A 26,547-nucleotide genomic window follows, 5' to 3' on the forward strand; every position below is an offset into this window, starting at 1 on the left:
CGAACCCCTCCCGGCCGTGTCACCGCGGGTCCCAGGTTGGGGTCCGGCGCACCCCCGCGCGTCCGGTGGCGCGTGGGGGTGCGGCGATCGCGGAGAGGTCAGGCGGCGCAGCTGGTGCCCTCGCCGGGCACCTTCCCCTCCAGCAGGTACGCGTCCACCGTCTTCATGACGCACCCGTTGCCGGTCAGGTAGGCGCCGTGGCCCTCGCCCTCGTAGGTGACCAGGACACCGGTCTTGAGCTGCTCGGTGAGCGCGGGGGCCCACCGGTAGGGGGTGGCCGGGTCGCCCTTGGTGCCGACCACGACGATGGGCGCGGAGCCCGTCGCGTCGACGCGCTTGGCGTCGTCGTTCCCGGGCACCGGCCAGTGCGCGCACGCCTCGCCCGAGCCCTCGACCGACAGGATGGGGAAGATCTTCTTGACCTTGGCGTTGGTCCTGGCGGTTTCGGCGGCCGTGGGCCGGTCCGCGTTGTCGGCGCAGTTGATGGCCTGCAGGCTCGTCATCATCGTCGAGTACGTCCCGTCGGCCTTGCGGCCGGTGTAGGAGTCGGCCAGGGCGAGCAGGGCGGTGCCGTTCCCCTTGAGCGCCGCGGCGGCGGCCTGTTCCAGCACCGGCCAGCTCGCCTTGGCGTACAGCGGGGTGATGACGGCGAGCTGGGCCATGCTGTAGGTGAGCTCGCGGTCACCGACCTTGAGCGGCTCGGTCTTGAGCTTGTCGACCAGGGTTTCGACGGTCTTCTCGACGGCCGCGGGGTCGGCGCCCAGCTCGCAGCTCTGGGCCACGCAGTCCTTGGCGAAGGCGTCGAAGGCCTGGTCGAAGCCGGTGGCCTGGATGACGGCGCGCTCATCGAAGGTCACCGTCGGGTCGAAGGCGCCGTCGAGGACGAAACGGCCGACGTTCTTGGGGAAGTGGGTGGCGTAGACGGCGCCGAGGTGGGTGCCGTAGGAGAAGCCGAAATAGTTGAGCTGCCTGTCGCCGACCGCGGCTCTGATGAGGTCGAGGTCCTTGGCGGCGTTCACGGTGCCGACGTGCGGCAGGATCTTGCCGGAGTCCTTCTTGCAGGCCTGCGCGAACTCCTTGGCCAGCCGGTCCGCGTCGGCCTCCGCTTCGGCGGACAGAAGCTTGTCGACCTGCCCTCCGCACTTGACGCCGGCGCTGCGCTCGACGCCGCGCGGGTCGAAGCTGACCAGGTCGTAGCGCTGGTTCAGGCCGGCGAAGGCCCGGCCGGCCAGCGCCAGCGTGTCCACTCCTGACGCGCCGGGACCGCCGAAGTTGAAGACGAGCGAGCCGAGGCGGTCGCCGGTGGCCTTCATCCGGATCAGGGCGAGGTCGATCTTCTCTCCGCCGGGGTCGGCGTGGTCGAGGGGGGCCTCGATCGTGCCGCACTCGGTGCCGGCGGGCGGGGGGATCGGCTTGCCGTCAGGGCCCACCAGATCCGTGCACTGGGCCCAGGCCACGCTTCCCGTGTCCTTGTCCTTGCCCTTGGCAGCCGGGGCGGGTTCGCCGGTGGTGCCGCAGGCCGTGAGAACCGCCGCGCCCAGGAGGAATGTCGCTATGGGCTTCTTCATGCCTATAAGCATGGTTCACCGGAGAAGTGCTGACGTAGTGGGCGGAAACACTACTTGGGGGTGACTTCGAGGAGCAGCGGGAGATGACGAATGTCAGCCGGAACGGACCACTGCGGTCACTCCCGGCCGGGCCTGCGCACGAACCAGATGCCGAACAGGCCGAAGGCGACCCCGGTCACGCAGGTCCAGATCCACCACGTGTTCTCCGGGGCGGGACTGACGATCAGCAGGGCGATCAGGGCGACGGCCCACACGGCGGTGCCGACGGCCACGGCGGCGGTGTCGTTGGTCTTGATCGGCTCAGGGTCGGGGTGCCACTGCTGCTTCACGTGTCCACCCTAGCTTGCAATCGGGTCTCGAAATCATTACTGGCTCTTTCCGCAGCTCACCGCGCCTGCCACTGTTCGCGTCGTGAGCGACAGACGTAGCAAAATAGATCATTTCTTCGCAATCTCCGCACGAGGTTCCACCGTCTCCCGCGAGGTGCGGGGTGGTCTGGCCACGTTCTTCACCATGGCCTACATCGTGGTGCTGAACCCGATCATCATTGCCACGGGCACGGACGTGGAAAAGCAGGTCATCGGTGACGGCACGACGCCGAACGTGGCGCTGGTCGCGGCCGGGACCGCCTTCGTGGCGGGGGTGCTGACGATCCTCATGGGCGTCATCGGCCGGGTGCCCTTCGCGATGGCGGCCGGGCTCGGCCTGAACGCCTTCGTCACGTTCAACCTGGCCAGCGTGATGACGTGGGAGGAGGCCATGGGCCTGGTCTTCCTCGAAGGCGTCATCATCGCCATCCTGGTGCTGACCGGGCTCAGGGTGGCGGTGTTCCATGCCATTCCCGCCCAGCTCAAGACCGCCATCAGCGTCGGCATCGGCCTGTTCATCGCGCTGATCGGTTTCGTGGACGCGGGATTCGTACGGCGGGTGCCGGCCGGGCCGCCGCTGGAGATGGGCATCGGGGGCAACCTCACCTCGTGGCCGATCTTCGTGTTCGTGGTCGGGCTGCTGGCCACGGCGGCGATGGTGGCGCGGAAGGTCAAGGGCGCCATCCTCCTCGGCATAGCGGGCACGACCGTGCTGGCGATCATCGTGGAGTTGCTCACCGATTCGGGCGCGTTCTCGGCGGAGAACCCCGGCGGCTGGCAGCTGAACGTGCCCACGATGCCCGAGCAGATCCTCGGCTTCCACAACCCGCTGGTGTTGTTCACGGAGTTCGACCCCTTCGGGGCGTTCAGCCGGATATCGGTGCTTCTGGCCGTGTTGTTCGTCTTCACCCTGCTCATCACTGACTTCTTCGACACCATGGGCACCATGGTGGGCGTCGGCCGCCAGGCGAACCTGATCCAGGAGGACGGGACGCTCCCGCGTACGAAGCAGATCCTGCTCGTCGACTCGATCGGCGCGGCGGCCGGCGGCGCGGGCTCCGTCTCCTCCAACACCACCTACATCGAGTCGGCCGCCGGCGTCGGCGAGGGCGCGCGCACGGGGCTGGCGAGCGTGGTCACCGGCCTGCTGTTCCTGGTGGCGATCTTCTTCGCGCCGCTCGTCACGGTCGTGCCGTACGAGGCCGCGGCACCCGCGCTGGTCGTCGTCGGCTTCCTGATGATGACCTCGATCCGCGACATCGACTGGAACGACTACGAGATCGCGATTCCGGCGTTCCTCACCGTCGTGGTCATGCCCTTCACCTACTCGGTCTCGAACGGCATCGGCGCCGGCTTCGTCAGCTACGTGCTGATCAAGGCGGTGCGGGGCAAGGCGAGGGAGATCCATCCGCTGCTGTGGGCGGTCACGATCCTCTTCGTGCTCTACTTCGCGATCGGACCGATCCGCGCGCTCTTCGGCGTCTGAGCAGGTGGGAGCCGTCTCGCGCGTGCGGGACGGCTTCCTGGTATCCAGGAGGGCAAAAACCGGTTAGGGAAATATCCTGCCTTCGCCTATAGTTAGCAAAGGTAATGACTCATGCTAACCAAACCCCAGCACAAGACGGACCTGCGCAGCGACGCAGGCCTGGCTTCGGCCTTGCGCGTTTCTCTGGCAAGGCTGACCAGGCGCCTACGACGACAGGCAGCGGCGCACTCGCTGACGCCCACCCAGTTCGCGACCCTCGCCGCCATCGAGCGCAGGAGCTCGCCAGGAGTGAGCAAGGAACGAGCCAACGAGGGGCGAAGCGGGCGCGACAATCAGAGCGAGCGCAGGAGCTCGCCACCACCCCACGAGCAGCAAAGCGGGCACGACAGCCAGACGGAACAGCATTTCGGGATAACCCCCGGCGAATTGGCCGAGCTCGAGAAGGTGCAGCCGCCCTCGATGACGCGTGTGATCGCCAAGCTCGAGGAACGCGGCCTGGTCGCGCGCCATCCGCACCCGACCGACCGGCGCCAGGTGACCGTGACCGTGACCGAGGCCGCCGAGAAGCTGCTGAAGGAGGAGCGGCGCCGCAAGGAGGCGTGGCTGACACAGCGGCTGAAAGAGCTCTCCCCCGAGGAGAGGGCGATTCTCCGGCAGGCGGCGCCCATCCTGGAGAAGCTCAGCCGGATCTAGAGGAGCCTGAAGAACCCAGGACCGGAATGTTCCGGTCGCTCAGGGTTCGTAACTATCGCATGTTCGCGGCCGGGGGCGCCGTCTCCAACGTCGGCACCTGGCTGCAGCGCACCGCCCAGGACTGGCTGGTGCTCGACCTGACCAACGGCAGCGCGGCGGCGCTCGGCACGGCCACCGCGCTGCAGTTCCTGCCCATGCTGCTGTTCGGCATGTTCGGCGGCGTGCTGGCCGACCGCTACCCCAAGCGGCCCATCCTCGTCGGCGCCCAGGTGCTGATGGCCTCGCTCGCGCTGACCATAGGCGTGCTGACGATGACCGGCGCGGCCCAGGTGTGGCACGTGTACGCGATGGCGTTCCTGCTCGGCATGATCTCCTGCGTTGAGGTGCCGACGCGGCAGGCGTTCGTGGTCGAGATGGTCGGCCGTGACGACCTGTCCAACGCGATCGCCCTGAACAGCTCCATCTTCAACCTGGCCCGCGTGGTCGGCCCGGCGCTCGCCGGTCTGCTGATCTACGTGCTGGGCGGGACGGGCCCGATCTTCCTGATCAACGCGCTGACGTTCGGCGCGGTGATCTCCAGCCTGGTCTTCATGCGCAGCTCGGAGCTGAACGTCTCCGAGCGCGTGCCCAGGGCCAAGGGCCAGCTCCGCGAAGGGCTGCGCTACGTGGTGCGGCACGAAGAACTGCTCATGCCGGTGCTGCTCATCGGGTTCGTGTCGATGTTCTCGCAGTCGTTCTCGATGTCGATCGCGCTCATGGCACGCGAGGTGTTCAAGGCCGGCGCGTCCTCGTTCGGCCTGGCCTCCAGCATGTTCGCGGTGGGCGCGCTCGGCGGGGCGCTGCTGGCGGCGCGCAGGGCACGGTTGTCGCGCAAGGTGCTCTTCGCCGGGGCGATCGGCTTCGGCCTGTTCCAGATCGCGACGGCGCTGGCCCCGTTCTACCCCGTCTACCTGCTGCTGCTGGTCCCCACGGGCATCGCGCTGATCACCATCAACACGGCCGCCAACGCCAGCGTCCAGCTCGCCACCTCCCCCGACATGCGGGGGCGGGTCATGGGCATCTACATGCTGGTCTTCACCGGCGGGGCGCCGCTCGGCGCACCGCTCATCGGCTGGCTCTCGGAGCTCGGCGGGCCGCGTACGGGCGTGATGTTGTCGGGCGTGCTCGTCCTGGCGGGCACAGGGCTGGCGGTCCTCGTGACGCGGCTGATCAGCTCGCGGGTACGCAGGCCGTCGCTCGCCACGGCCTGAGCGACCCCTCCCCGCCACGGGGCACAATCGGATGGCATGAGGCTCTTCGCGGCCCTGGTGCCGCCCGACGAGGCGCTGGACGAGGTGTCCCGCGCGATAGCGCCGCACGTCGGGCAGGTGTTGGGCCTGCGCTGGCCCGACCGGGCCACCTGGCACATCACGCTGGCCTTCTTCGGCGAGGTGCCCGAGCGGGCGCTGCCCGAGCTGGAGCTGCGCCTGGCCCGTGCCGTGCGCCGCTACAGCGTGCTCGACCTGGCCTTCGACGGTTTCGGCGCGTTCTCGTCCGCCCGCCGGGCCAGGGTCCTGTGGGTGGGCGTCACGGGCGACTCGATGACCCGGCTCGCCGACTCCGTCAAGGCCGGCGCCCGCCGGGCGGGGGCCGGGCAGACGGACGGCAAACGGTTCCACCCGCACCTCACGCTGGCCAGAGCCAAGACGGAGACGGACCTCCGCCCGCTGATCGAGTCGCTGTCGGGATTCAGCGGCTCGCCGTGGCGGGCGGAGCACGTCCGTCTCGTCCGCAGCCACACCGGACCGCAGGTGAGGTACGAGTCACTCGCCGAATGGGCGCTCGCACCCTCCGAGCGGGGCTAGGCTCCAGGGCGTGGATCGTCCTCGTTCCTGGTTGCTGCCCATCGTGCTCGGCCTGCTGCTGCTGATCGTCGTGGTCGGCGCCCTGCTGACCTGAGCACTACCAGGCGTAGTCCTCCGGCGCGGTGCGGTGGCCGGGGAAGATCTCGTCGAGCCGGGCCAGCGCGGCCTCGTCCAGCTCGATCTCCAGGGTCCGCATGCTGCCGTCGAGCTGCTCCAGCGTGCGCGGGCCGATGATCGGTGCGGTGACCGCCCGCTGCTTGAGCAGCCAGGCGAGGGCCACGTACGCCGGGTCCTCGTTCAGCTCGTCGCAGAACTTCTCGTACTGCTCGATCTGGTCGCGGTGCTTCTCGAGCTGCTTGACCACGGCGTCCGAGGCCGACCGGCCCTTGTCGATCTTGCGCAGCACGCCGCCGAGCAGGCCGCCGGCCAGCGGGCTCCACGGGATCACGCCGAGGCCGTAGTCCTCGCAGGCGGGCAGCACCTCCAGCTCGACCGCGCGGGTCAGCAGGTTGTAGTGCGACTGCTCGCTGACCAGCCCGGTGGTGTTGCGCCTGGCGGCGCTCTCCTGGGCCTTGGCGATGTGCCAGCCGGCGAAGTTGGAGGAGCCCACGTATATGATCTTGCCCTGCTGGCGCAGGGTCTCCATGGCCTCCCAGAACTCGTCGAACGGGGTGTTCCTGTCGACGTGGTGGGCCTGGTAGATGTCGATGTAGTCGGTCTGCAGCCGCTTCAGCGAGGCGTCGCAGGCCTTGCGGATGTTGAGCGCCGACAGCTTCTGGTCGTTGGGCCAGTCGCTCATCCCGCCGTACAGCTTGGTCGCGATGACCGTCTTCTCCCGGCGCCCGCCGCCTTGAGCGAACCACCGGCCGATGATGTTCTCGGTGATGCCCTCGCCGAGTTTCCAGCCGTACACGTTGGCGGTGTCGAAGAAATTGATCCCCAGCTCATGAGCCCGGTCCATGATCGCGAAGGAGTCTTCCTCCGTGGTCAGCGGGCCGAAGTTCATGGTGCCGAGGCAGAGCGGGCTCACCTGGAGGCCGCTGCGTCCGAGATTGACGTAATCCATGCTCTCAACCCTAAGTACCTGGAGTGCGCTCCAGGCCATAGGATCCAGTCGTGATCTATCGAGAAATGGGGCATTCCCTGCCGCGCCGTCTCTCCCTGTGATCGCCCTGCTCAGGGCGGCCGTTCCGCTCTTCCTGGCCATGGTCACGGGCATGATCGGCTCGCTGGTGGTCACCTCCGTGCTCGGCCGGTACGACACCGTCGCCCTCGCCGCCTTCGCGGTCATGACCGCCGTGCTCAACCCGGCGTCCGCGACCGTGCAGGGCGCGCTGCGCGGGCTGGGGCCGTTCGTCGCCCAGCACAGGGACTCGCCCGCGGCGGCCGTGCCGATCGTGCGGGACGCGCGCTGGCTCAGCATGGCCGCCGGCGCGGCCGGGGCGCTCGCGGTGATCTGCGTTCCGCTGCTGGCGCACGCCACGGGGGTGCCCGGCGCAGTGGTGCGCGAGCTGGGCGCGCTGCCGTACCTCGTCGCGGTCTACCTCGTGGTCTTCGCCTCCACCGGCGGCGCGAGCACCATCCTGGTGGCGCTCGGGCGCAACCGCAGCGTGCTCTGGCCGTCCCTGACCTTCGGGCTGCTGCTGAGCGTCCTCACCGTGGCGCTGGTGCCGTCGCTCGGGCTGACCGGGGTGGGCATCGCGTGGGTGGCCGGGGGAGTCGCGGCGGCGGTCGTGGCGAGCCTCCTGCTGCGTCGCGCGCTCGGCGGCCCGATCGGGCAGGCCAGACCACGGATCGGCGAGATCGTCAAGCTCGCGAGGGTGAGCGTGCCGCTGGCGGGCACCGTACTGATCAAATTCGCGGTGCTCGGGGTCGTCACCCTCGCCGCGGGCGGGACCGGCGCGCGTGACACCGCCGCCCACGCCGTGCTGACCACGCTCACCGCGCTCATGATGATGGCCTCGCTCTCTATCGGCCAGGTCGCGGTCCCGGAGATCGCCCGCGCCGCCGACCCGGCAGGGGCGCGGCGGGCCAACAGGACGGCGGCCCTGCTCGCCCTCGCGGCCTCGCTCGCCGGCGCGGGCCTGCTGCTGGGGTTCGGCCCGGCGCTGGTCACGCTGTTCAGCGACGATCCCGGGGTACGCGAGCGCGTGCTCGCGTTGCTCCCGCTCATGGCGCTGGCGTCGATGGCCGACGCGGCCCAGGCCGTGCAGGGGACCGGGCTCACCGCACTCAAACGTTCGGGGGCCAGCCTGGGCTACTTCGCCATCGGGTACGGGCTCCTGGTCCTCGCCGCCGTGCCCGTGGCGAGGACCTGGGGCATCACCGGGTTGTGGGCGGCCATGGCGGTGGCCAACGTGCTGCTGGTGGTGCTGCAGGGCACCGGCTTCCACCGCCACAGCGCCAGGCTGGCCCGTTGAGGCTCAGGACCGGCTCATCCGCGGCACGCCCCACCAGTGCCCTTGACGTGGTCCTTGTCGACCCAGTACGGGGAGACCTGCAGCCGCCCGTTCGTCAACGAGCCCGACGTGACGTAGACGATGGCTCCCTTGCTGAAATAGCCGTCGGCCTTGCTGCCCGTCGAGCCCTTGTAACGGGGCGTCTTCTTCGTCACCTCGAAGGGGCACTGGGTGGCCGCGGTAGCGGTCGAGGTGGTTGCGCCGGCGGCGGGTGCGGTGGCCAGCGCCGCGCCCCCCGCCATCACGGTGGCGGCGAGCATCACAGCCAGACGGCTCGTTTTTGTGATCATGCCGAAAGGCTAGGCCGCGGCCCGCGACGATGTCCTTAGCGGCGGGTAGCGAGATTATTAGCGCTGCCTCCACTCGGGCGTGGCGCCTGTCGTGCGGCCGAGTCGGTCACCTACGCCGCCGACGGTACGGCGCTGCTGGTCGGTTCGGAGGGGCCGCGCAGTCCGGTCCACCTTGTTCCGCGGCACGAACGAACGGGCCTCTCCTGCCGCCACCGCCCGTGGGCGTGATCATGTTTCGCGCCCGCCGTACCCGCTGGTACGGGCTGCTGGTCCTGGCCGCCGTGCCCATGGCGAGGACCTGGGGCATCACCGGGTTGTGGGCGGCCATGGCGGTGGCCAACGTGCTGCTGGTGGTGCTGCAGGGCACCGGCTTCCACCGCCACGGCGCCAAGGTGGCCGGTTGAGACTCAGGAGCGGCACTGTCCCGCGCTGGTGAGGTCGGTCGCGGTGGCCCAGTAGCCGGAGGTCGTCTTCACCCGGCCGAACTTGCCGGAGCCCTGGTAGACGCTGACGATGTCCTGGTAATTCCACCAGCCCTTGATGTAGACGGTGGTGGCGGACAGCCACTTGGGAGTCGTCTTCGTCTTCACCTGGTAGGGGCAGATGACGGCCGCGGCCGCGGATGAGGTGGCGGCGCCGGCGGCGGGCGCGGCCATGAGTGCCCCGCCTCCCGCCAGCACGGTCGCGGCGAACACGGTGGCCAAACGGCGATTAGTGATGATCATTCGGTCAGGTTAGCTTGGCCGGCGCGAATGTCCTTGTCGGAGCGTGGCGAGACCTTGACGTTGCGTCTTCACCGATGCGGCTGCCGGTGCTGTCGTGCGGACCGGGTGGCCGGTGGGTGGGGCATGATGGCGGCGTGGGGGATGTCGTGATCAGGATGCTCGCGGTCGTCACGGCGATCTGCTGTCTGTCCGCCGTTCCCGCCTACGCGGCGGACGACGGCACGGAGAAGCTCTTCACCTTCCGCGATCCCGCGATCACGGAGTCCAGCGGCCTGGCCGTGTCACCGACGTACGACGGCGTCTTCTACACGCACAACGACAGCGCCGCCGCCCCCACATTCTACGCCGTCGACGGGAGGGGCCGTACGAAAGCGACCTTCCAGGTGCAGGGCGCCCAGGCGCGAGACTGGGAGGCGATGGCGGCGACCAAGGACCCGGAGACGGGCCGGGGGGTGTTGTGGTTCGCCGACATCGGCGACAACCTGGACGGCGCCTGGCCCGACATCTCGGTCTATCGCGTGATGGAGCCGCAGACGCTGCGCAGCGCCAGCCTGCCCGCCACCCGCTACCGCTTCCGCTACGCCGACGGAGCCCGCAACGCCGAAGGGCTCATGATCAACCCCAGGACCGGCCGGCTCTACGTGGTGTCCAAGGAGTTCGCCGGTTCGGTCTACGCGGCGCCGAAGAAGCTCCGCACCGGCCGGACGAACATCCTGCGCAAGGTCGCCAGCGCCCCCCTCATGGCCACGGACGCCGCCTACGCCCCCGACGGCTCGTCGTACGTCATCCGCACCTACTTCTCCGCGACCCTCTACCGGCCCTCCGGCGAGACGATCGCCAAGGTGACGATGCCGGAGCTCGAACAGGCCGAGTCGATCGCCTACACCGCCGACGGCACGGCGCTGCTGGTCGGCTCGGAGGGGCCGCGCAGCCCGGTCTACCGTGTCCCGCTGCCCGAGCGGGCCACCCCGACTCCCACTCCGACCCCGGAAGAGGCGCGCGAACAGGCCCCGGACGAGAGCCCTGACGAGGTGGCCGCCGGCGCCGGCGCGTCCGGGTTGACGATCAAAGACGTTCTCATCTGGCTGGCCGCGGCCGCCACCGCCGTGGGCGTGATCACGTTTCTCGCCCGCCGCACCCGCTGAGGGCCGGTCATCGGCCGGGGTGCCGCATCGTGGCGGTGGCGGGTGCGTACGACTTCACGCTGCCGGCGATCGCCGCAATGATCGTCGTCAGAACGCAGAAGATGATCGCCAGTCCTATGGCGACGCTGTTGGTCTTGTCGAAGCCGAAGACGAACGCGAGCTGAGCGCTGAAGGGCGTGCCGCGCAGGAGCGGCGCCACGAAGGTCGCCACCACGTAGAGCACGCAGAGCACGCACAGCGTCCACGCGCCGGGGATCCTGCGGGCGAACGTGAACCCTGCTGCGACCATGACCAGCCCGGCGCCGATGACGCCGCCGACCACGTTCACCACCACCACGCCGTTCCAGATGCCGGCCGGCCCGTTGGCGTGGACGACGTTGTAGAGCGCGAACCAGACGAGCATGCCGGCAGTGAGCAGCCCCAGGATGCCGGCGATCATGGCCGCCGCGACGTTCGCCCTCGGCCTGGGTGGCGGCCCCAGCGGGCTCGGCCCGCCACCCCACGGCGCGGGCCCGCCCGCGATCGGCGGCTGCCCGTACTGGGGGAACCTGGGTTGCGGTGGATTGGGCTGCATCCGCACTCCTCGCGCGTTCTGGCGGCACATGTGCCGCCCGTCATGGGCCGCGATCATCGTAGTGGGGAGGTCACGAATGGTGGCCTGTCGGTGACAGCACGCCGACTTCGCGGCCCGGCGTCAGGACGTCCGGCCTCAGCGCGGCGGGGGACCTGCCGGCCGCCCGCGTCCACGCAGCGTAGAGGTGAACAGGTCGCCGCGCAGCGCCCGCTCCACCACCTCGATGGAGCGTGACAGCCGGACCAGCCGGGGGCCCTCCTCGCGGTACACGTCGAGCACCGCCTCGATGGTGTGCGGCGGCAGGTGTCCTTTGAGGTCGACGGCCGCCGCCCGGTAGCCCGCGCGGGCGGCCTCGACGGCCGAGGCGACGTGGTGCCTGGCCATGCTGGCGAGCGCGATCGGGTGCCGTCTGAGCACCTCGTAGGCGCGGTAGTCGGGGGGCACCGCGTCGAGCAGCCAGGCCACCGCGGAGGTCTCCCAGTCGGGCACGCTCGGCGGCCGGACCTCGGGCGGCCACTCCGGCGGAACGTACATGGCGACATCGTACTCATGTTCGATTCGTCCGGATATGGCGGGGGAGGGCGGTAAGTCGGAAAATTGTCATGTGACGGAGAAGATCGGGATCGTGGGCGCGGGCATCGTGGGCCTGGCGGTGGCGCGGGAGCTGGCCAGGACCAGGGGCGCCGAGGTGACCGTGCTCGACAAGGAAGACCGCGTCGGCGCTCACCAGACCGGGCACAACAGCGGCGTCGTCCACGCGGGCATCTACTACCCTCCGGGCTCGCTGAAGGCGAAACTGTGCCGCGAGGGCGTGGCGCTGCTCAAGGACTACTGTGCCGCGCACGCGCTGCCGTACGTCGAGGTCGGGAAGCTGGTCGTGGCGAGCACCGCGGCCGAGCGGCCGCGGCTGGGCGCGCTGGCCGAGCGGGCCAGGGCCAACGGGGTGCCGGGCATCTCCGAGCTGGACGGGCTGGCGCTGCGCGAGATCGAGCCGCACGCGGTCGGCGTCGGCGCGATCCACTCGCCGCACACCGCGATCTGCGACTTCCCTGCGGTCGCGCGCCGGCTCGCGCAGGACGTCGCGGAGCTGGGCGGGTCCGTACGGCTCGCGCACCCGGTCAGGGCGATCAGGGAACGCCCGGGAGGCGTGGAGGTGCTGGCCGGGCAGCGCAAGCTCGTCTTCGACCGCCTGGTCGTGTGCGGCGGGCTGAACACCGACGCGGTGGCCAGGATGGCGGGCTCGCCGGGAGACGTCAGGATCGTCCCGTTCAGGGGTGACTTCTACGCGCTCCAGGGTGCGGCGAAGGACCTCGTCCGGGGGTTGATCTACCCGGTGCCCGATCCGCGCTATCCGTTCCTGGGGGTTCATCTGACGCGGCAGACCGACGGCCGGGTGCTGGCCGGGCCGAACGCGGTGCTCGCCCTGGCTTATGAGGGCTACGGTTCTGCCGTGCGATGGCGAAACTACTGCAATTCTCGGCAAATTCTTGGCTGGCCGGGGACGCTACGTCTGGCCCGCGCCCACTGGCGTACCGGGCTCAAAGAACTCCACGGCTCCCTCGTCAAACGCGAGTTCCTCCGCGCTACCCGCCGCTACGTCCCCGCCCTCACCGCCTCCGACCTGGAAAGAACCGAAGGCGGCGTACGCGCCCAGGCCGTGGCGCGGGACGGCCGCATGGTCGACGACTTCGTCGTGGACGTACACGGCCCGGTCGTGCTCGTACGTAACGCGCCCTCACCCGCCGCCACGTCCAGCCTGGCCATTGCCCGGCACATTGCCGGAATTGTCCCGGCACCCGTCCGATGAGTGCATCCTTGAAGGTGATGGAAGCGCGCCTGTTGATCGTCGAGGACGATCCGAACATCCTCGAGCTTCTCGCCGCGAGCCTGAGGTTCGCGGGTTTCGACGTGACCACGGCCAAGAGCGGCCTCGACGCCGTGGCCGCCGTGCAGCGGCACCGCCCCGACCTCATGGTCCTCGACGTCATGCTGCCCGACCTGGACGGATTCGAGATCGTCAGGCGGCTGCGCGGCGGTGGGCTGCACACGCCGGTGGTGTTCCTGACCGCCCGTGACGAGACCGAGGACAAGATCCGCGGGCTCACGATCGGCGGGGACGACTACGTGACCAAGCCGTTCAGCCTGGAGGAGGTGATCGCCAGAATCCACGCGGTGCTGCGCCGTACGAGCGGGGAGCCGCAGTCGCCGCCGCCGAGGCTCACGTTCGCCGACATCGAGCTGGACGAGGAGAGCCACGAGGTGTGGCGCGGGGGCAACGCCGTGGCGCTGTCGCCGACCGAGTTCAAGCTCCTGCGCTACTTCATGACGAACGCCGGCCGGGTCCTGTCCAAGCCGCAGATCCTCGACCACGTGTGGGACTACGACTTCAGGGGCGAGGTGGGCATCGTCGAGTCGTACGTGTCCGTCTTGCGCCGCAAGATCGACAACCGCAGCCCGCGGCTCATCCACACGCTGCGCGGTGTCGGCTACGTCCTCCGCCTGCCGCCGAACCCGTGATGCGCGGCCTGCCGCTGCGGATCAAGCTGATCGCGTCGATGCTGGCCCTGCTGGGGTTCGGCATGACGTTCATCGGCCTGGTGAGCGTCTCGGTGCTGCACGGCTACCTCATCGACCGGGTCGACAGCCAGCTCCACCTGCTCAGCCTGCGCATGCACAAGAAGGTCCTGAGCGACTGGAAGAGGGACAGGGAGACCTCCGACCGGCCGATCGCCATCGAGTCCGACGCGATCGTCCTGGTCAAGGAGCCGGGCGGCACGTTCGAGCCGATGCTGATCGACCGTGACGTCGACCTGAAACCGAAGCCGGTCCTGCAGTCCGCGCCGGGAGCCGAGCCCTACAACGCGCCCGCGATCAGGGGCAACGGCGAGTGGCGGGTGCTGGAGAGCATGGTCCGCCGGCGCACGCTGGTCGTCGCGGTGGACCTGGAGGAGGTCGACGCCATCACCCGGCGGCTCGTGCTCATCGAGCTGCTCGGCGGCGGCGGGATCCTGCTCATCCTGGCCGTCGTGGGCATCACGATCGTACGGCGCAGCATGCGCCCCCTCGGCCAGATCGAGCGCACGGCCGAGGCCATCGCGGCCGGCGAGCTGGGCCGGCGGGTGCCGGACGGCGACCCGCGTACCGAAGTGGGCCGGCTGGCCAGGTCGCTCAACGGGATGCTGGCGCAGATCGAGACCGCGTTCGCCGCCAGGTCGGACTCTGAGGCGGCGGCCCGGCGTTCCGAGGTGCGCATGCGCGAGTTCGTCGGCGACGCCTCCCACGAACTGCGCACCCCGCTGACCTCCATCCGCGGCTTCGCCGAGTACGCCAGGCAGAACCCCGGCGCCGACCCCGCCGAGCTGATGCAGCGCGTGGAGAAGGCCGCGGGACGGATGAGCCTGCTCGTGGACGACCTGCTGCTGCTGGCCAGGGTGGACCAGCAGCGGCCGTTGAAGCTGCGCCCGGTCGACATGCTGGCGCTGGCCGCGGACGCCGTACACGATGCGAGGATCCTCGCGCCCGACCGCGCGGTGAAGCTCGACGTGATCGGCGGCGCCGCCCTGATCGTCGCCGGCGACGAGGTGCGCCTGCGGCAGATCGTCAGCAACCTCGTCACCAACGCCATCATCCACACCGAGCCGGGCTCGCCGATCACCGTGCGTGCCGGGGCCGGCGACGGAACGCTCTTCATCGAGGTCGCCGACAGCGGCCCCGGGCTCACCCCTGACCAGCTGGAACGGGTCTTCGAACGCTTCTACCGGGCCGACTCCGCCCGGTCGCGCCGGTCGGGGGAGGACCGGGGCAGCGGGCTCGGCCTGGCGATCGTGCAGGCGCTGGTGGAGGCGCACGGCGGCACGGTGACGGTCGAGAGCTCGCCCGAGGACGGCTCCACCTTCCGGGTGGAACTCCCACTCGCCTTGGAGTGAGCCTTCAGCAAACCCTCAGGTGATTTTGTCACGCTGAGTAGGTGACGAAACCCGAGGCGCTGATCATGGTGGTGGACGACGAACCCAGCATCAGGGATCTCCTCTCCGCCAGCCTGCGCTTCTCCGGTTTCGAGGTGCTGACCGCCGCCGACGGTCAGGAGGCCGTGGAGGTGGCGGAACGCGCCTCGCCCGACCTGGTCGTGCTCGACGTGATGCTGCCGGACCTCGACGGCTTCGAGGTGGCCAAGCGGATCGGCACGCCCGTGTTGTTCCTGACGGCCCGCGACGCCACCGAGGACAAGATCGCCGGGCTGCGGGTCGGCGACGACTACGTGACGAAGCCGTTCAGCCTCGAAGAGGTGCAGGCCAGGATCCGGGCCGTGCTGCGGCGCACCCGCGGGGAGGTCGGGCCCGCCAGCAGGCTCAAGGTGGCCGATCTGGAGCTCGACGAGGACGCGCGCGAGGTGTGGCGGGGCGGCAGGCAGGTGCGGCTGTCGCCGACCGAGTTCAAGCTGCTGCACTACTTCATGGTCAACGCCGGGCGCGTGTTGTCGAAGGCGCAGATCCTCGACCACGTCTGGAACTACGACTTCGGCGGCGACGCCGGCGTGGTCGAGTCGTACGTCTCCTATCTCAGGCGCAAGGTCGACGACGTCGAGCCGCGGCTCATCCACACGCTCCGTAGCGTCGGCTACGTGCTGAGGGAGCCGCCCGCGGGCTGAGCGCGCGACACCTCGGGCTCCGCGGCCGGTGAATGTGGTTCACGCTGGGTAGCGTGGGGTTCATGGACCTGCTGGGCGCGTTGGAGACACTGCGCCGTCCCCTCGACCGCGAGCTGTTCCCGCTGGCGATCGGGGAGACCGCGGCCGACAGGCGCGCACTGCGCGAGCTGACCGGCCAGCTCGACGACTACCTGCTGCCCCGGCTGCGCTCCCTCGACGCGCCGCTGCTCGCCGTCGTCGGCGGATCCACCGGCGCGGGCAAGTCCACGCTGGTCAACTCGCTGGTCGGGGCCGACGTCGCCGAGCCGGGCGTGCTGCGGCCCACGACGCTGGTGCCCACGCTCGTGGTCAGCCCCGCCGACCGCGACTGGTTCATGGGCCAGAACGTGCTTCCCGGCCTGTCCCGCGGCACCGGCGCAGGCCCCGGCACGCTGCGCGTGGTGACGTCCGACGCGCTCGGCGCTGGGCTCGCGCTGCTCGACGCGCCCGACATCGACTCCGTGGTGACCGCCAACCGGGAACTCGCCGCCCAGCTCCTGGCCGCGGCCGACCTGTGGCTGTTCGTCACGACCGCGGCCCGCTACGCCGACGAGGTGCCGTGGGGCTTCCTGCGTTCCGCCCGCGAACGCAGCACCGCGCTGGCCGTCGTCCTCGACCGCGTGCCGCCCGACGCCCTCGACCCCGTCTCGCGCGACCTGTCCCGCCTCCTCGCCGAGAACGGCCTGGCGGACACCCGGCTGTTCACCGTCCCCGAGGCGCCGCTCCCCGACGAGAAGGCCCGGCTGCCCCGCGAGATGGTGCGGCCCATCGCCGCCTGGCTCGCGGGGCTGGCCTCCGACGCCGCGGAAAGGTCCCGCGTCGTACGCCAGACGCTGTCGGGGGCGCTCGACAGCCTCGCCATCCGGGTGCCGTCGCTGGCCGGAGCCGTCGACCGCCAGCGCGCCGCCTTCGACGGCCTGCGCTCGATCGTCACGGCGGCCTACGCGGGCGGCATGGCCGACTTCGACGAGGGCATGCGCGACGGGTCGCTGCTGCGCGGCGAGGTGCTGGCCCGCTGGCAGGACTTCATCGGCACCGGCGACCTCATGCGCTCGCTGGAGAGCCGGGTGGGCTGGCTGCGCGACCGCGTCGTCGGCTTCTTCACGGGACGGGTGCCGGAGGTCAGGCTCAGAGACGCCCTGGAGAGTGGCGTCGGGGCGCTGATCAGGGGCGCGGCCGACGGCGCCGCGGAGCGTGCCCTGGAGGGGTGGTCCGCCGCGCCCGGCGGCCCCGGGCTGCTCGAACGGCTCGGCGCCGTCGAGTCCGCCCGGCTCGGCCGTGCCTCGCCCGACCTGGCCAAGCGGGCCGAGGTCGCGGTGCGCGGGTGGCAGGAGTTCGTGCTGGACCTCGTACGCGAGGAGGGCGCCGAGAAGCGCACGGCCGCCCGCGTGGCGTCCTTCGGGGTGAACGGGGCCGGGCTGCTGCTCATGCTGGCCGTGTTCGCCTCCACAGGAGGGCTGACCGGGATCGAGGTGGGGATCGCCGGCGGGACGAGCGTGCTGACGCAGAAGCTGCTGGAGGCCGTCTTCGGTGACCAGGCGGTACGGACGCTGACCGTGCGGGCCAGGGAGGACCTGCGCGAGCGCGTACGCACCCTGCTGGCCGAGGAGGCGGCCCGGTTCACGGCCCAGCTGGAGGTGGTCGAGCCGCCCGCGGACACGGCGGATGCGCTGCGTACGGCACTGGAGCGCATCCAGGCCCACCGCACCGAACTCCCCGCGCCCGCCCTCGAACCACCCGCCGCCGAACTCGCCGGACCGGCGGAACCACCCACCGCCGAGCTTCCGGTCGTCGGGCCCGTGCAAGGTCTGACGCCGCCCGACCCCGAGGAGAGGCCGTGAAGCTGCTGCACCGTAAGGAGGGCCCGTCTCTCGACTCCAGGCTCGCCGCCCTCCTCGAGGCGGCCTCGCTGGCCGAGGGGCGGCTGCCCGAGCAGGCGGTGTCCGGCGCGCGTTCGGTCGCCGAGCGGGCGGGGGCACGCCGCAACCTGTCGGTCGACCACACCGTGGTCGCGCTGGCGGGGGCGACCGGCAGCGGCAAGTCGTCGCTCTACAACGCCCTGGCCGGTGCGGAGCTGGCGGCCGTGGGCGTCACCAGGCCGACGACCTCGACCGCGCAGGCGGCTCTGTGGGACGGCGAGGGCGCGGGCCCGCTGCTGGACTGGCTCGACGTCCCGCAGCGCCACGCGGCCGGCGCCGGCGACCTGTCCGGCCTCATCCTCCTGGACCTGCCCGACCACGACTCCATCCGGCTCTCCCACCGACTGGAGGTGGATCGCCTGGTGGAGCTGGTCGACCTGCTGGTGTGGGTGGTGGATCCGCAGAAGTACGCCGACGCGGCGCTGCACGAGCGCTACCTGCGCCCGCTGGCCGCGCACCGGGACGTGACGGTGGTGGTGCTCAACCAGGTGGACCGGCTGCCCGCGCAGGCCGTCGACCGCTGCCTGCGCGACATGCGCCGGCTGCTGGACGACGACGGGATGCAGGGCGTTCCGGTGCTCGCCGTCTCCGCCAGGACCGGGACGGGGCTGCCCCGGCTCCGCTCGCTCCTCCAGGACCGGGTCTCCGAACGTAAGTCGTGGTCCGCCCGCCTGGCCGCCGACGTCACGACCGCCGCCACCCACCTCACCACCGCCGGCCGGGCCTCGGAGGGGTTGCCGGGTGCGGTGGAGAAGCCGGGCTCCTCAGGGCGGGGCACGGAGGGGGCGGCGCAGCTGACGGGAGGGCTGGGCAGGGCGCTCACCGGGGCGCTGTCGCAGGCGGCAGGGGTGCCGCTGGTCGTGGAGGCCGTGGCCAAGGGGCACCGGCACCGGGCGATCGTCGCCACCGGGTGGCCGGTCACGAGGTGGCTCAGGAGGTTCCGGCCGGACCCGCTCAGGAGGCTGCGCGTCGACGGCATGGCCCCGCAGGGCGCGGTGGCCGGTGGCGTGACCGGCGCGGCGGGCAGGGAGATCGAAGGGCCGGGCGGGGAGCCTGGGAGCGAAATCGTGGGCCGCACGTCGGTTCCGGCGGCGTCGGCCGTCCAGCGGGCTCAGGTCGAGACGGCGATCAGGGACGTCGGCGAGGCGGCCGCGTCCGGGCTGCCCGGCCCGTGGGCGGCGGCGGTGCGGCACGCGGCGCGCTCGCGCTCCCAGGAGCTGGCGGACGCCGTGGACCGGGCGGTCGCGAGGACGTCCGCCGGCGCGACCAGGCGACCTCGGTGGTGGCGGGCGGTGAATGCGCTGCAGTGGCTGGTGTTCGCGGCCATGGTGGCCGGTGCGCTGTGGCTGGGCGTGCTGTTCGCGATGGACTACCTGCGCCTGCCGCAGCCGCCGCTCCCGACCGCCGGCGTGGTGCCGTGGCCGACGGTGCTGCTGGTGGGAGGCGCGCTCGCGGGCGTGCTGGTCGCGCTGTTGTCGAGGCTGGCCGCCTGGGCGGGCGGCCGGCGCAGGGCCCGGCGTACGTCCCGGGCCCTGCGCGCGGCCATCGGCCAGGTCGGCGAGGACCTCGTGCTGGATCCCGTGGAAGCCGAACTGGACAGGTACGCCCGCTTCACCGACGCGCTCGGGCTGGCCCGAGCAGACTGAACGTAGCCAAGCCCTCGCAGGCCGCTGCGGCACGCCCCTGACCCGTTGTGGGGGTTGCCGCGTTGTGCGGTGGCCCGCGGCATGGCGGTTGCTGTCGATCGATCGGCTCCGTCGGCTGAGCGTCGCCGGCGGGGTCGCGATGGGTCCTTTCGGAGGAGGACGTCGAACGCTCAGCTCGGGCGGATGGACAGACGGTGCCGGAAGATGTCGTGCGGGTCGTATGTCGCCTTGATCCGCTGCAGGCGGGCGTAGTTGCCCTTGTAGTAGAGCGTGTGCCACGGCACGCCGGAGGTGTTCCAGTCCGGGTCGTCGAGGTCGATGTCGGGCATGTTGATGTAGGAGCCGTCGCTCGCCGTGCCGGTGACGGGCACGCCGCCCGTGTCGGCGTAGACGTCCCTGAAGAACTCGCGGACCCACGCCAGGTGCGGTGTCTGGTCGTCGGTGTCCTCCCAGCCGGCCACGAAGAACAGCTTGAGCACCGAGTCGCGCTGGGCGACGGCGGTGGCTTCGGGGGCGACCGCGTTGACCCGGCCGCCGAAGGAGTGCAGGATCAGCGCGCCGCCAGGGCCGGGGACGTTCTCGCTGGTGAGGTAGCGGTAGGCGACGGAGATCTGCTCATCGGTCAGCCGGCGGCGCTGGTAGCTGTCCTTGGTCTTGAGGTTGTGCTGCCTGGTGTCCATCCCGGAGCCTTCGAGTGCGTAGGTCAGCCACGGTTTCACCTCGACCTTCCGCGCGGACGGCGGGACGGTGTTCTGGGACAGCGCTTCGAGGTGCGCGTCGAGTAGTTGCTGCGCGCCGGGGCCCGCGGGCAACTGGCCTTCCAGCGTGATCGTGCCCATGGACCGCCGCCACAGATAGAGCTCGCTGTACATGCCTGCATACGCCGAATCCGGATGGGCGTCCGACTCGAACCACTGCCCGTGGTTGCGGATCAGGGTGACGAACGCCTGCTCGTCCAGGGTCTGCCAATCCCACTCGATCGAAAAGCTGAGCACCTGCTCGGGCGGCCTGGGCAGCAGGTCGGCGGGCGTGGATCCGGTCGAGCCCGGCGTGCGGAACCAGTAGCGCGTCACGACCCCGAAGTTGCCGCCCCCGCCGCCGGTGTGGGCCCACCACAGGTCGTGGTGCGGGTCGTCCGGGTGGCGCGTGGCCACGATGCTCTCGGCCTGCCCCGCGTCGTTCACCACGACGACCTCCACCGCGTGCAGGTGGTCGACCGCCAGGCCGTGCAGCCGGCACAGGTAGCCGTAACCTCCGCCGAGGATGTGCCCGCCCACGCCGACGTCGGGGAACAGGCCCGCCGGGATGGTGACCCGCCAGCCCATGTAGAGCTTGCGGTAGACCTCGCCCAGGGTCGCCCCCGCCTCGACCATGAAGGCGCCGAGTTCCGCGTCGTATTCCACGCGGTTCATCAGCGACATGTCTATCAGCGAGCGCACGGCCGGGTCGTCGACGAAGCCCTCGAAACAGTGGCCGCCGCTGCGCACCGCGAGCTGCCGTCCGGCCGTCACGGCGTTCTGGACCGCGCGGACGACGTCGCCGGTCGAGGTCGCCAGGCACACTTCATCGGGAGTTCCGGTGAAGCGGCGGTTGCCCCGGCTGACGAGGCCGGCGTAGCGCGGGTCGTCTGGGCGGATCGCCGGCGGCAGGCTCCGGGAGTCGGCGAACTGCTGTTGGGTGGTCATGGTGTTATTACCTCTGTCCGTTCTGCTCCGGGGGGCATGGGCCGGCCTGAACCGCCGGCAGGATGGCCTGGTCGATGATCTCCGCGATCCGGGCCTGGTCCGGCGGTACGCCGTCGTCGTAGGCGAACTTGGTGACCAGCGCCTCGCCGATCTCCACGACCACTGGGGTCACCCGTGCGGCGTCGATGGCTCCGCGCGCGGCGTAGTGGCGCAGCACCGTCTCGGTGAACCGGCGTCCGCGCAGGTCGAACACCCGCTCATAGAGCGCGTCGAACAGCTCGGGGCGGCGGTTCCGCTCGGCGAGCACGGCGCCCGCCGCCTGGGCCGTCGGCGACATCATCCAGGTGACCATCGAGTTCAGTGCCTTGATGAGGTCGCCGCGCAGGTCGTCGGCGGAGGGTGAGACCTCCTCGGCGGGATGCGCGTCGTGCAGCGCCTCCAGAAGCAGGTCTTCCACTGTCGGCCAGCGCCGGTAGAGCGAAGTCTTGGCGATCCTCGTCCGCTTGGCCACGCATTCCATGGTCAGAGTGCCGAGCCCGCGTTCGGCGGTCTCGGCAATCACCCCCTCGTGCGCGGCTTTGACCAGGTCGGCGGCGCTACGCCGGGATCTTTCCGGTGGTACGTCCATGTCCATAGTCCCGATAACTAGCTACTATTTCGTAGCTACAATAACATAGCTACGAACAAGTTGCTTATTGTGCCAGGCATACGGGCGCGCAGGAGGGCGGCCGGGCGATCGCCGCAATGCCATACGGGCGGGCCGATCGGCGGCCCGCGTAGGTCGGTCGGGACAGTGCGCTGTGCAGATCTCCTCGAAACGTTCTCGGGGCCGGGCGGCCCCATGTGATTTCCTTCCGGTGGGTGAACACATCTGACGTCCCGGATGAAGGAGATGTGTTTCACCCTGTTCCGAGGGAGCCGGAGATCGTGCGGAGCCCCGCCAGGAGCGGGCGCAGGAGGGGATGGGAGTCGGCGCCACGGCGCACGGCGGCGAAGACGCGGCGCTCCGGCCCCGGCGTGTGGCGTACGACGACCCCGGGCAGCGCCATGTCGCGCAGCGCCAGCCGCGGCACGAGAGCCACCCCCGCGCCCGCGCCCACCAGGGCGACCACGGCGCTGAAGTCGTCGGAGCAGTGGGCGAGGTCCGGCGTGAACCCCGCCTGCCGGCAGGCGAACGTGATCACGTCGTGCACCGGATTGCCCGGATAGGGGCCGATCCACGTCTCGGAAGCGAGCGACTCCAGCGTGGCCGACCCCGCCAGCGGATGGTCGCGGGGGAGGACCAGGTCGAACGGCTCCGCGTACAGCGGCATGCGCGACAACCGGCGGTCGGAGGCGTCGGGCGCGTCCCGGTACTCCACCGCGATCGCCAGGTCCACCTCCCCGTCGAGCAGCATGGCCAGGCTCTGGTCGCCTTCGGCGTCGAGCACGCGTACGCGCAGGCCGGGGGCGGTGGAGCGCAGGGCGGCGATCGTGGGCGAGAGCACGGCGCTGATCGCGGTGGCGAAGCAGGCCACGGTCGCCTCGCCCGCCTCGCCCGTGGTGTACGCGGCCACCTCGGCCTCGGCGCGTTCGAGCTGGGCGAGGACCTCGTTGGCGTGGGCGATCATGATCTTGCCCACCGCGGTCAGGTGCACGCCGCGCCCGTCACGCGTGAGCAGGCGGTGGCCCACCTCGTGCTCCAGGGCGGCGAGCTGCTGGGACACGGCCGAGGGCGTGAGGTGCAGCGCCGCCGCCGCGGCGGTGACCGTGCCGTGGTCGGCCACCGCGCGCAACGTACGCAGCCGCCGCGTGTCTATCACGCAGCGAGAATACTGACCCCCCGCCCCTGTCACGCGACGAGGCGTCCAGGCGGGCGGGGCCGCGACTCAGGCGCGGGCCTGGGTGAAGGCTTCGATCGCGCGGTCGACGTCCTCCTGCGAGTGCGCGGCCGACAGCTGGACGCGGATCCTCGCCTGGCCGTGCGGCACGACGGGGTAGGAGAAGCCGATCACGTAGACGCCGAGGTCGAGCAGGCGCTCGGCCAGGGCGCCCGCCTCGGCGGCGTCGCCGATCATCACGGGCACGATCGGGTGGTCGCCGGGCAGGATGTCGAACCCGGCCGCGGCCATCCCGCCGCGGAAACGGGCGGTGTTGGCGCGCAGCCGCTCGCGGGCGTCGTCCGAGGTCTCCAGAAGGTCGAGGATGCGCAGCGACGCGGCGGCGATGACGGGCGCGAGCGAGTTGGAGAACAGGTAGGGGCGCGAGCGCTGGCGCAGCAGCTCGCAGATCTCCTTGCGGGCCGAGACGTAGCCGCCGCTGGCCCCCCCGAGAGCCTTGCCCAGCGTGCCGGTGATGATGTCGATCCGGTCGGTGACGCCGTGCAGCTCGGGTGTGCCGCGCCCGGTGGGCCCGACGAAGCCGACGGCGTGCGAGTCGTCGACCATCACCATGGCGTCGTACCGCTCGGCCAGGTCGCAGATATCGCGCAACGGGGCGAGATATCCGTCCATGGAGAACACGCCGTCGGTCACGATCAGCCGCCGCCGTGCCTCCGACGCCTCCTTCAACCTGGCCTCCAGCTCGGCCATGTCCCGGTTGGCGTACCGGAACCGCTTGGCCTTGGAGAGCCGGATGCCGTCAATGATGCTGGCGTGGTTGAGCGCGTCGGAGATCACCGCGTCCTGGGCGTCGAGCAGCGTCTCGAAGACGCCGCCGTTCGCGTCGAAACAGGAGCTGTAGAGGACGGTGTCCTCCATGCCGAGGAAGTCGGACAGGCGGACTTCGAGCTCCTTGTGCACCTCCTGGGTGCCGCAGATGAAGCGTACGGACGCCATCCCGAACCCCCACCGGTCGAGCGCCTCCTTGGCGGCCTCGACCACCGTGGGATCGTCGGCCAGGCCCAGGTAGTTGTTGGCGCAGAAGTTCAGCACCTCGCGCCCTGCCACGCTCACCTGGGAGCTCTGCGGGGTGCTGATCACGCGCTCGGGCTTGAGCAGCCCGGCCTCGGTGATCTCGTCGAGCGTCGTACGCAGCTGCTCGCGCACGTTCGTGAACATCAGGCGCTCCTGTCGGTGGTCGTGGCCGCTTCGGCCGGCGTTGCGCTCCAGTCCAGAATGACCTTGCCCGTACGGCCGCTGGCGGCCGTGTCGAAGGCGGCGTCGAAGGCGTGGTAGGGGAAACGGTCGGTGATCACGGGGGAGAGGTCGAGGCCCTTCTCCAGCAGCACGGACATGTTGTACCAGGTCTCGTACATCTCGCGGCCGTAGACCCCCTTGATCGTGATCATGGACGTCACGACGGTGGCCCAGTCGATGGCGAACTCCTCGGCGGGCAGCCCGAGCATGGCGATCTTCCCGCCGTGGGTCATGTTGGCGATCATGTCGCGCAGCGCCGCCGGGTTGCCGGACATCTCCAGCCCCACGTCGAAGCCCTCGCGCAGGTGGAGCCGGTGCATGCCCTCGGTGATCGGGGACGTGGAGACGTTGAGCGCGAGCGAGACGCCGAGCTTGCGGGCCAGGTCGAGCCGCTCGTCGCTGACGTCGGTGATGACCACGTTGCGCGCGCCGACGTGCGTGGCCACCGCCGCCGCCATGAGCCCGATCGGGCCCGCGCCGGTGATCAGCACGTCCTCGCCGACCAGGGGGAAGGAGAGCGCGGTGTGTACGGCGTTGCCGAACGGGTCGAAGATGGCGGCCACGTCGGGATGGACGGGGACACGGTGCACCCAGACGTTCGAGGCGGGCAGGGTGACGTACTCGGCGAACGCGCCGTCCCTGTGGACGCCCAGCCCGATCGTGTTGCGGCACAGGTGCCTGCGGCCGGCCATGCAGTTGCGGCACTTGCCGCAGACGAGGTGTCCCTCGCCGCTGACGAGGTCGCCGGGGGTGATGTCCTCGACGTCCGGCGCCACCTCGACCACGTGGCCGGAGAACTCATGACCCACGATCAACGGAGGTTTCAGGGTATGCCGCGCCCAATCGTCATATTTCCGGATATGCAGGTCGGTGCCGCAGATGCCGGTCCGCAGGACCCGGATCTTCACCTCGCCGGGCCCCACCTCCGGCTCCGGCACGTCCACCAGCGCGAGGCCGGGTTCGTCCCGCTCCTTGACCAGCGCCTTCATGCGCGTCCCCCTACGTCGAAGCATCAGTAACGCACTGTGCCCGTTCCCCGCCCAGCGTGTCCATCGAGGCTTTCTTAAGTGCCCCCACAGCACAGCTTCACGCCGCCGCCCGGTAGCAGGCGCCCTGTACTATTTCGTCCGCCTTCGGAAGGAACCCACGTGAACGACCTGCGTATCGGCGTCATCGGCCTCGGCCTGCGCACGAGCCTCGCCCTGGCGGCCCATCGCCCCGGTAAGGGCTCGGTGGTGGCCGCCCTGTGCGACTCCGACCCGGCGGTGCTCAAGAGACAGGCCGGCCGCTTCCAGGCGCAACTGCTGACCGAGCACCACCGCGAGCTGCTCGGCAGGGACAACCTCGACGCGGTCATCGTGATGACGCCCGACGACACGCACGAGCGCATCGCCATCGACTGCCTGGAGGCGGGCAAGGCCGTCTACCTGGAGAAGCCGCTGGCCATCACCGTGGAGAGCGCCGACCGCATCCTGCGCGCCGCCCGGCGCACCGGCACCCGCCTGTACGTCGGCCACAACATGCGCCACATGGGCGTGGTCCGCCTGATGCGCGACATCATCCGCAAGGGCGTCATCGGCGAGCCGAAGACCGTCTGGGTGCGCCACTTCGTCTCCTACGGCGGCGACTACTACTTCAAGGACTGGCACGCCGACCGCACCAGGACCACCGGGCTGCTGCTGCAGAAGGCGGCGCACGACCTCGACGTGATCCACTGGCTCGCGGGCGGCTACACCACCAGGGTCAACGCGTTCGGCGACCTGATGCTCTACGGCGACCTGCCGCGCCGCGACCCCGGCACGCCACGGCCGGACGGCTGGCTCCAGGACTACACCTGGCCGCCGTCCGGGCATCGCGACCTGCACCACGTCGTGGACGTCGAGGACGTCTCCGTCATGAACATGCGCCTGGACAACGGCGTCATCGCCGCCTACCAGCAGTGCCACTTCACGCCCGACTACGTGCGCAACTACACGGTCATCGGCACCGAGGGCCGCCTGGAGAACTTCGGCGACGGTCCCGGCGACACGGTCAAGGTGTGGAACACGGGGCCCACCGGCTACCGGGGCGACGCCGACGTCACGTACAAGGTGCCGGCCGCGCAGGGCACGCACGGGGGCGCCGACGCCGAGATCGTGACGGAGTTCCTCAGGTTCGTCAGGGACGGCGGCGTGACGGACACCTCGCCGGTGGCGGCGCGGATGAGCGTGGCGGCCGGCTACATGGCGACGATGTCGCTGCGGAACGGCGGCATGCCCTACGACGTGCCGGACCTCGACCCCGAGCTGGTCGCGTACTTCGACCGGGGGCAGGTGGAACCGGAGCAGGCGGCCGGACAGTAG

General features: G+C 70.6%; 26 protein-coding genes. 14 read left to right on the forward strand and 12 right to left on the reverse strand.

The window, feature by feature from the left end; translation table 11 throughout:
• Positions 1-98: 98 nt before the first annotated feature.
• Together ACTWPV_RS13535 and ACTWPV_RS13540 are read right to left on the reverse strand one after the other, a co-directional pair.
• Positions 99-1,568 (reverse strand): alpha/beta fold hydrolase, encoded by a 1,470-nt coding sequence (locus tag ACTWPV_RS13535; protein WP_443152007.1) that lies wholly within the window; start codon positions 1,566-1,568, stop codon positions 99-101.
• A 116-nt stretch (positions 1,569-1,684) separates the two neighbouring features.
• Complete coding sequence (locus ACTWPV_RS13540; protein WP_443152008.1) at positions 1,685-1,897, reverse strand: DUF2530 domain-containing protein; 213 nt, start codon at positions 1,895-1,897, stop codon at positions 1,685-1,687.
• Positions 1,898-1,979: 82 nt separating this feature from the next.
• Between ACTWPV_RS13540 and ACTWPV_RS13545 the strand changes: the two genes are divergently transcribed.
• From ACTWPV_RS13545 to thpR, 4 genes are all read left to right on the forward strand, one after another.
• Positions 1,980-3,422, forward strand: a complete 1,443-nt coding sequence (locus ACTWPV_RS13545) for an NCS2 family permease (RefSeq protein ID WP_443152009.1) — start codon at positions 1,980-1,982, stop codon at positions 3,420-3,422.
• 111 nt (positions 3,423-3,533) lie between these two features.
• Complete coding sequence (locus ACTWPV_RS13550; protein ID WP_443152010.1) at positions 3,534-4,115, forward strand: MarR family winged helix-turn-helix transcriptional regulator; 582 nt, start codon at positions 3,534-3,536, stop codon at positions 4,113-4,115.
• Positions 4,116-4,141: 26 nt separating this feature from the next.
• A complete protein-coding gene (locus ACTWPV_RS13555; RefSeq protein WP_443152011.1) occupies positions 4,142-5,365 on the forward strand; it encodes an MFS transporter in 1,224 nt (407 codons plus the stop codon).
• A 36-nt stretch (positions 5,366-5,401) separates the two neighbouring features.
• Positions 5,402-5,959, forward strand: coding sequence for an RNA 2',3'-cyclic phosphodiesterase (thpR, locus tag ACTWPV_RS13560; RefSeq protein WP_443152012.1), 558 nt, complete (start codon positions 5,402-5,404; stop codon positions 5,957-5,959).
• 97 nt (positions 5,960-6,056) lie between these two features.
• Here the strand turns inward: thpR and ACTWPV_RS13565 are convergent, their stop codons facing one another.
• Positions 6,057-7,025 carry an aldo/keto reductase gene (locus tag ACTWPV_RS13565; protein WP_347645596.1) on the reverse strand — a complete coding sequence of 323 codons (969 nt, stop codon included), beginning with the start codon at positions 7,023-7,025 and terminating at the stop codon, positions 6,057-6,059.
• A gap of 97 nt (positions 7,026-7,122) precedes the next feature.
• Between ACTWPV_RS13565 and ACTWPV_RS13570 the strand changes: the two genes are divergently transcribed.
• Positions 7,123-8,379: an MATE family efflux transporter gene (locus tag ACTWPV_RS13570; protein WP_443152013.1), complete on the forward strand. Its 1,257-nt coding sequence runs from the start codon at positions 7,123-7,125 to the stop codon at positions 8,377-8,379.
• A 14-nt stretch (positions 8,380-8,393) separates the two neighbouring features.
• Here ACTWPV_RS13570 and ACTWPV_RS13575 read toward each other — a convergent pair whose 3' ends face one another.
• On the reverse strand, positions 8,394-8,708 hold the full coding sequence (locus ACTWPV_RS13575; RefSeq protein ID WP_347645598.1) for a hypothetical protein: 315 nt from the start codon (positions 8,706-8,708) through the stop codon (positions 8,394-8,396).
• Between the two features lie 224 nt (positions 8,709-8,932).
• Here ACTWPV_RS13575 and ACTWPV_RS13580 point away from each other — a divergent pair, with 224 nt between their 5' ends.
• The gene (locus tag ACTWPV_RS13580) at positions 8,933-9,112 is read left to right on the forward strand and encodes a hypothetical protein (protein WP_443152014.1); all 180 of its coding nucleotides are present in this window, start codon (positions 8,933-8,935) and stop codon (positions 9,110-9,112) included.
• Positions 9,113-9,115: 3 nt separating this feature from the next.
• Here the strand turns inward: ACTWPV_RS13580 and ACTWPV_RS13585 are convergent, their stop codons facing one another.
• Positions 9,116-9,433: a hypothetical protein gene (locus ACTWPV_RS13585; RefSeq protein WP_347645600.1), complete on the reverse strand. Its 318-nt coding sequence runs from the start codon at positions 9,431-9,433 to the stop codon at positions 9,116-9,118.
• Positions 9,434-9,567: 134 nt separating this feature from the next.
• Between ACTWPV_RS13585 and ACTWPV_RS13590 the strand changes: the two genes are divergently transcribed.
• Positions 9,568-10,578, forward strand: a complete 1,011-nt coding sequence (locus ACTWPV_RS13590) for a hypothetical protein (RefSeq protein ID WP_443152015.1) — start codon at positions 9,568-9,570, stop codon at positions 10,576-10,578.
• 7 nt (positions 10,579-10,585) lie between these two features.
• Here the strand turns inward: ACTWPV_RS13590 and ACTWPV_RS13595 are convergent, their stop codons facing one another.
• Positions 10,586-11,152 (reverse strand): hypothetical protein, encoded by a 567-nt coding sequence (locus tag ACTWPV_RS13595; protein WP_443152016.1) that lies wholly within the window; start codon positions 11,150-11,152, stop codon positions 10,586-10,588.
• A gap of 135 nt (positions 11,153-11,287) precedes the next feature.
• Positions 11,288-11,686, reverse strand: a complete 399-nt coding sequence (locus ACTWPV_RS13600) for a hypothetical protein (RefSeq protein ID WP_347645603.1) — start codon at positions 11,684-11,686, stop codon at positions 11,288-11,290.
• Between the two features lie 70 nt (positions 11,687-11,756).
• Between ACTWPV_RS13600 and lhgO the strand changes: the two genes are divergently transcribed.
• From lhgO to ACTWPV_RS13630, 6 genes are all read left to right on the forward strand, one after another.
• Positions 11,757-12,959 carry an L-2-hydroxyglutarate oxidase gene (gene lhgO, locus ACTWPV_RS13605; RefSeq protein WP_443152017.1) on the forward strand — a complete coding sequence of 401 codons (1,203 nt, stop codon included), beginning with the start codon at positions 11,757-11,759 and terminating at the stop codon, positions 12,957-12,959.
• Positions 12,960-12,976: 17 nt separating this feature from the next.
• Positions 12,977-13,669 (forward strand): response regulator transcription factor, encoded by a 693-nt coding sequence (locus tag ACTWPV_RS13610; protein WP_347645605.1) that lies wholly within the window; start codon positions 12,977-12,979, stop codon positions 13,667-13,669.
• On the forward strand, positions 13,669-15,078 hold the full coding sequence (locus ACTWPV_RS13615; protein WP_443152440.1) for a sensor histidine kinase: 1,410 nt from the start codon (positions 13,669-13,671) through the stop codon (positions 15,076-15,078). The genes ACTWPV_RS13610 and ACTWPV_RS13615 overlap by 1 nt, the downstream gene beginning before the upstream one ends.
• Before the next feature lie 65 nt (positions 15,079-15,143).
• The gene (locus ACTWPV_RS13620; RefSeq protein ID WP_443152441.1) at positions 15,144-15,800 is read left to right on the forward strand and encodes a response regulator transcription factor; all 657 of its coding nucleotides are present in this window, start codon (positions 15,144-15,146) and stop codon (positions 15,798-15,800) included.
• Positions 15,801-15,862: 62 nt separating this feature from the next.
• The gene (locus ACTWPV_RS13625; RefSeq protein ID WP_443152442.1) at positions 15,863-17,680 is read left to right on the forward strand and encodes an ABC transporter; all 1,818 of its coding nucleotides are present in this window, start codon (positions 15,863-15,865) and stop codon (positions 17,678-17,680) included.
• Entirely contained in the window at positions 17,677-19,404 is a 1,728-nt protein-coding gene (locus ACTWPV_RS13630; RefSeq protein ID WP_443152018.1) for a GTPase, read from the forward strand. Before ACTWPV_RS13625 ends, ACTWPV_RS13630 begins: the two co-directional genes overlap by 4 nt.
• A 170-nt stretch (positions 19,405-19,574) precedes the next feature.
• Here the strand turns inward: ACTWPV_RS13630 and ACTWPV_RS13635 are convergent, their stop codons facing one another.
• The 5 genes from ACTWPV_RS13635 to tdh form a co-directional block, all read right to left on the reverse strand.
• Positions 19,575-21,089 (reverse strand): FAD-binding oxidoreductase, encoded by a 1,515-nt coding sequence (locus ACTWPV_RS13635; protein ID WP_443152019.1) that lies wholly within the window; start codon positions 21,087-21,089, stop codon positions 19,575-19,577.
• A gap of 7 nt (positions 21,090-21,096) precedes the next feature.
• Positions 21,097-21,717 (reverse strand): TetR/AcrR family transcriptional regulator, encoded by a 621-nt coding sequence (locus ACTWPV_RS13640; RefSeq protein ID WP_347645610.1) that lies wholly within the window; start codon positions 21,715-21,717, stop codon positions 21,097-21,099.
• Between the two features lie 271 nt (positions 21,718-21,988).
• Complete coding sequence (locus ACTWPV_RS13645) at positions 21,989-22,891, reverse strand: LysR family transcriptional regulator (RefSeq protein ID WP_443152020.1); 903 nt, start codon at positions 22,889-22,891, stop codon at positions 21,989-21,991.
• Positions 22,892-22,957: 66 nt separating this feature from the next.
• Positions 22,958-24,127, reverse strand: a complete 1,170-nt coding sequence (locus ACTWPV_RS13650; RefSeq protein WP_443152021.1) for a glycine C-acetyltransferase — start codon at positions 24,125-24,127, stop codon at positions 22,958-22,960.
• Positions 24,127-25,194, reverse strand: a complete 1,068-nt coding sequence (gene tdh / locus ACTWPV_RS13655) for an L-threonine 3-dehydrogenase (RefSeq protein WP_347645613.1) — start codon at positions 25,192-25,194, stop codon at positions 24,127-24,129. Before tdh ends, ACTWPV_RS13650 begins: the two co-directional genes overlap by 1 nt.
• 159 nt (positions 25,195-25,353) lie before the next feature.
• Here tdh and ACTWPV_RS13660 point away from each other — a divergent pair, with 159 nt between their 5' ends.
• Positions 25,354-26,547 carry a Gfo/Idh/MocA family protein gene (locus tag ACTWPV_RS13660; RefSeq protein WP_347645614.1) on the forward strand — a complete coding sequence of 398 codons (1,194 nt, stop codon included), beginning with the start codon at positions 25,354-25,356 and terminating at the stop codon, positions 26,545-26,547.

The organism is Nonomuraea sp. KM88 (assembly GCF_052245635.1).
Lineage (GTDB): Bacteria > Actinomycetota > Actinomycetes > Streptosporangiales > Streptosporangiaceae > Nonomuraea.